General features: G+C 75.4%; 2 protein-coding genes and 4 pseudogenes. 2 read left to right on the forward strand and 4 right to left on the reverse strand.

The features are described 5' to 3' along the window. From JNW87_RS34345 to JNW87_RS34355, 3 genes and pseudogenes are all read right to left on the reverse strand, one after another. Window positions 1–359, reverse strand: a pseudogene (locus JNW87_RS34345) (glycosyltransferase family 1 protein); the annotation flags it as partial. Between the two features lie 3 nt (window positions 360–362). Beyond that, window positions 363–761: a 6-carboxytetrahydropterin synthase gene (locus JNW87_RS34350; RefSeq protein WP_109802797.1), complete on the reverse strand. Its 399-nt coding sequence runs from the start codon at window positions 759–761 to the stop codon at window positions 363–365. 3 nt (window positions 762–764) lie between these two features. Beyond that, window positions 765–1742 carry a zinc-binding alcohol dehydrogenase gene (locus tag JNW87_RS34355; protein ID WP_109802796.1) on the reverse strand — a complete coding sequence of 326 codons (978 nt, stop codon included), beginning with the start codon at window positions 1740–1742 and terminating at the stop codon, window positions 765–767. 143 nt (window positions 1743–1885) lie between these two features. On the opposite strand from JNW87_RS34355, the pseudogene JNW87_RS41825 reads away from it, so the two are divergent. Further along, window positions 1886–4489: pseudogene (locus JNW87_RS41825) on the forward strand (CDP-alcohol phosphatidyltransferase family protein). 15 nt (window positions 4490–4504) lie between these two features. Here JNW87_RS41825 and JNW87_RS34370 read toward each other — a convergent pair. Next, window positions 4505–5095 (reverse strand): annotated as a pseudogene (locus JNW87_RS34370) (TOBE domain-containing protein); the annotation flags it as partial. Here JNW87_RS34370 and JNW87_RS41830 point away from each other — a divergent pair. Further along, window positions 5012–5193 (forward strand): annotated as a pseudogene (locus tag JNW87_RS41830) (serine/threonine protein kinase); the annotation flags it as partial. The pseudogenes JNW87_RS34370 and JNW87_RS41830 sit on opposite strands and share 84 nt — an antisense overlap.

The raw sequence follows: 5193 nt of genomic DNA on the forward strand, positions 1-5193 counted from the left end.
GGTGACGACGGCGGTGGCGGCGGCCAGCGCCGCGGCCTCGACGTCGTCTCCAGCGGCAGGTGCACGAGCGGCACCAGGCGCAGCCGGCGGGTCTGCGGCGCCAGCACCTCCGGCACGGTCGAGGCGACCAGCCCGTCGAGCAGCACCAGCGCGCCGTCGGGCAGCCCGGCGAGGACGCCGGCGAGGGCGGCCCGCTCCCCCGCCCCCGGTCGCGGCCAGTCGCCGGGCAGGGGATGCTCCCGGACGGTCCAGCCGGCCGCGGCGAGCCCCTGGCAGACCCGGCGGTCGTAGCCGTTGCCGCCGCTGGGGCTGGCCGGGTCGTCGATGTCGCCCGGCAGCACCACGTGCAGCGTGGTCATCCGCTACAGCGACCGGTCGTAGCTGGCCCAGGCGACGTGCGACTCGTGCAGCGTGACGGTGATGCCGGCCAGGCCCCGCGCGCCGTCGCCGAGCCGGCCGGCGTGCACCCGCTCGGCGAGCCGGTCGGCGACCGTGCGGGCCAGCACCTCCGTGGTGGTGTTCACCCCGGCGAAGTCGGGCTCGTCGTCCAGGTTGCGGTAGGTCAGCTCGCCGAGGACGGCCTTGAGCTGCTCGGTCGCCCGGCCGATGTCGACGACGATCCCGTCGGCGTCGAGGTCGGGGCGGCGGAAGGTGGCGTCGACGACGAAGGTGGCGCCGTGCAGCCGCTGGGCGGGCCCGAAGACGTCGCCGGTGAAGCTGTGGGCGACCATCATGTGGTCACGGACGGTCACGTTGAACACGGATCACTCCCCGTCGTAGGTGATGAGGTGGCAGAGCGCGGGCAGGCGGCCCGTGCCGAGTCGGTCGAGCACGTCGGGCAGTTCGGCGAACCGGGACCGACCGGTGAGCAGCGCGTCGAAGGCCGGATCGGCGAGCAGGTCCAGGGCCAGCGCCAGCCGGTCGCGGTAGCTCCGGTCGGCCCGCCGCGGCGCCACCGTACCCACCTGGCTGCTGTGGATGCGCAGTCGTCCCGAGTGGAACGCCCCACCGAGGCGGAGCGTGACCGGACGGTCGCCGTACCAGCTCAGCTCCAGCACGGTGCCCTCCGGGCGGAGCAGTTCCAGGGACCGTTGCAGGCCGTCGGCGCTGGCGCTGGCGTGCACCACCAGGTCCCGCCCGCCGGCGGCGTCGGCGGGAAGGGCGAAGTCGACCCCGAGCGCGGCGGCCACCGTGGCCCGCGCCGGGTCGGCGTCGACCAGCTCGGTCCGTACCCCGGGGAAGCGGGCCAGCAGGGCGGCGACGCAGCAGCCGACCATGCCGCCGCCGATCACGGTGACCCGGTCGCCGACCAGCGGCGCGGCGTCCCAGAGCGCGTTCACCGCGGTCTCCACCGTGCCGGCCAGCACCGCCCGGGCCGCCGGCACCCCGTCCGGTACGACCACCACCGCCTCGGCCGGCACGACGTACGCGGTCTGGTGCGGGTACAGGCAGAAGACGGTCCGCCCGCGCAACGCCTCGGGCCCCTCCTCGACGACGCCCACGTTGAGGTAGCCGTACTTGACCGGGGCCGGGAAGTCGCCCTCCTGGAACGGGGCGCGCATGGTGGCGTACTGGTCGGCGGGGACCCGGCCGGCGAAGACCAGGGTCTCGGTGCCCCGGCTGACGCCCGAGTAACGGGTGCGGACCAGCACTTCGTCGGAGCCGGGGGCGGGGAGGGTCAGCGACCGGATCTCGCCCTCGCCGGGGACGCGGAGCCAGAAGGCGCGGGCGTCGCGGGTCACGAAATTCCCTCTTTTCCGCATCCGGACCGAACCGGACGGCCGTATTACCCGTGTTGACTGGCAGGGTTGTCGATCATAGACACGGAGGCAGGGTGTCCACGGTTCGAAATGGGCCGCTACTCGGGCTGATCGCCCAGTTCGTCCTGCTGGCCGGGCTGGCCGGCACGGTCGGGCTCGGCGCGCCCGGCTGGCTGGCCGGCCTCGCGTACGGCGCGGCCCTGTGCGGTCTGTTACGGCGCGGCCTGCGGGCGGCCGGGAGGGACGCGCTCGGCCCGGCGGACCGGGTGACCCTGACCCGGGCGGTCCTCGTCGGCGGCGTGCTGGCCCTGACGGTCGACGGCTGGGGGCGGCCGGCGCCGGTGGCGGTGCTGGTCCCGCTCACCGCCGTGGCGCTGGCCCTCGACGCGGTCGACGGTCGGGTGGCCCGACGCACCGGGACCGCGAGCGACCTGGGCGCGCGGTTCGACATGGAGGTCGACGCGTTCCTGATCCTGGTGCTCAGCGTCCACCTGGCGCCGGCCGTCGGCGGCTGGGTGCTGGCCGCCGGCGGGATGCGGTACGCCTTCGTCGCCGCGGGCTGGCTGCTGCCCTGGATGCGCGGCACCCTGCCGCCGCGGTACTGGCGCAAGGTCGTCGCGGCCGCGCAGGGCGTCGTGCTGGCCGTCGCGGCCGCCGCCGCGCTGCCGCCGCCGGCGACGACCGTGCTGGTGGCGGGCGCGCTGGCGATCCTGGTCGAGTCGTTCGGCCACGACGTCGCCTGGCTGTGGCGGCACCGCCCCGTCACCGTCCCCGTCCCGCAGGCGACCCTCCCGCAGGTCACCGTCCGACCCCGCGACCGTTCCGCACGTCGCCGTCCGGCACGCGAGCGTCCCGCACATCGCCGTCCGGCACGTCACCGTGCCGCGCGCGATGCGGGTCACCGTCACCCGCGCCAGCCACGTCGCCGCCTCCGGCGAGCCGGCCACGGGCCGGTGGACGGCCCACCAGCCGGTCTGAGCCGGCACGACCGCCGCCACCCCGGGCAGGCAGGGAAGGACCGAGGAGTTGTCACTCATCACGCGCTTCCGTCGACCGGCGGTGGAACCGCCGGACGACGATGCCGCCCCCTCGACGGTGGTCACGCCCCGGGGCCGCCGCATCCTGGCCGGAGTCGTCACCGGGCTCGCGGCGGTGCTGGTGCTGGCCGCGCTCGTGGCGCCGGACCAGCTGAGCCGGCTCCGCCCCGGCGCGTTCCTGCGGATTCCGGTGGAGGGGCTGGTCGCCGTCGCGCTGCTGCTCGTCCTGCCGGCCCGGGTACGCCGTCCGGTGGCCGTGGCGCTCGGTCTGACGCTCGGCCTGTTGACCGTCCTCAAGCTCCTCGACATGGGCTTCTTCGTGGCCCGGGACCGGCCGTTCGACGTACTGCTCGACTGGGGGCTCTTCGACGACGGCTTCGGCTTCCTCACCGACTCGGTCGGCCGGGGCGGCGCGGTCGCCGCCGCGGCCGGCGTGCTGCTCCTCGCCGGCGCGCTGTTCGTGCTGCTCACCCTGTCGGTGCTGCGGTTGACCCGGCTGGTGGTCCGACACCGCACCGCCACGGTCCGCGCCGTCGCGGCACTGGCCGTGCTCTGGCTGGCCTGCGCCGTGTTCGGGGTGCGGGTCTCCCCCGGCGTGCCGGTGGCGGACCGGGAGGCGACCACCCTGGTCGCGCGCACGCCGGTCAGGTGCGGGCCGGGCTGCGGGACCGCGAGGCGTTCGCCGGCGAGGCCGCCGCCGACGCCTTCCGGGACGTCCCCGGCGACCGGCTGCTGACCGGGCTGCGCGGCAAGGACGTGCTGGTGACGTTCGTGGAGAGCTACGGCCGGGACGCGGTCGAGGACCCGGAGTTCGCGCCGCACGTCGACGCGGTGCTCGACGCCGGCTACCGTCGGCTGCGGGCGGCCGGGTACGACGCGCGCAGCGGCTTCCTCACCTCCCCGACGTTCGGCGGCGGCAGTTGGCTGGCGCACAGCACCCTGCTGTCCGGGCTCTGGATCGACAACGACCAGCGCCACCGGGACCTGCTGGCCGGGGACCGGCTGACCCTGAACGGCGCGTTCCACCGGGCCGGCTGGCAGACGGTGGGGGTGATGCCGGCGGCCACCCAGCCCTGGCCGGAGGGGAAGTTCTTCGGCTACGACCGCTACTACGACGCCGAGAAGCTGGGCTACCGCGGCCCGAAGTTCAGCTACGCTCCGATGCCCGACCAGTACACCCTGGCCACCTTCCAGCGGCTGGAGCGGGCGAAGCCGCACGCCCCGCTGATGGCGGAGATCCCGCTGGTCTCCAGCCACTCGCCCTGGTCGGTCATCCCGAAGCCGGTCGGCTGGGACGCGGTCGGCGACGGCTCCATCTTCCACCAGGCGTCCACCAGCAGCGGCGGCAGCCGGGACGTGGTGCAGCGGGACGCCACCCAGATCCGCGCCGACTACCGGCACTCGATCGAGTACACGCTGGACACCCTGGTCTCCTACGTGCTGGCGTACGGCGGGGACGACCTGGTGCTGGTCTTCCTCGGCGACCACCAGCCGGCGACGGCGATCACCGGTGAGGGCGCCAGCCGGGACGTGCCGATCACCGTGGTGGCGCACGACCCGAAGGTGTTCGACCGGATCGCCGGTTGGGGCTGGCAGGACGGGCTGCGCCCGGGGCCGCAGGCCCCGGTGTGGCGGATGGACACCTTCCGGGACCGCTTCCTCACCGCCTTCGGTCCGCAGCCCGGCCGGTGACCGCTCCGGCGCCGCTCACGCCGGGTAGGCGTGGGTCTCGGCGGCCTTGACCGCCGCCCAGACCCGCTGGCCGGGGGCGAGCCGCAGGTGGGCCGCCGCGGCCGGGGTGACGTCCGCCGCGACGGTGATCGGGCCGTCGAGCTGGACCCGAAGGTTGTCGCCGTGCCGCTGCACCCCGGTGACGGTGGCCGGCCACACGTTGCGCGGGCTGCCGTCGGGCCGGGCCGGGTGCAGGGCGACGGCGGCGGGCGGGAAGGCGACGAAGGCGTCCCCGACGACCCGGTCCGCCGCGGTGAGGGTCAGCTCGCCGACCCGCACGGTGTGCCCGTCGGCGCGACCGCGGTGCAGGTTGAGCCCGACCAGCCGCGCCACGTAGTCGGTGCGCGGCCGGGCCGTGACGCTGGCCGCGTCCCCCTCCTGGACCACCCGCCCGTGCTCGACGATGAGCAGCCGGTCGGCGAGCACGAAGGCGTCCAGCGGGTCGTGGGTGACCAGCAGCGTCGCGCCGGAGTGGCCACCGAGGTGCCGCTGGAGCTCGGCCCGGGTGTCCAGCCGGGTGCCCGCGTCCAGGGCGGCGAGCGGCTCGTCGAGCAGCAGCAGAGTGGGGAGGCGGAGGAGAGTGCTCCGCCGGTCATGACCTTCGGTGCTCCCACGGCCGGTGAGATCCTTGCCGAGCGGTACGAGCTGGTCGAGCACATCAACAA

The organism is Micromonospora sp. ATA51, assembly GCF_016802855.1.
GTDB classification, from domain to species: Bacteria; Actinomycetota; Actinomycetes; order Mycobacteriales; family Micromonosporaceae; genus Micromonospora; species Micromonospora sicca.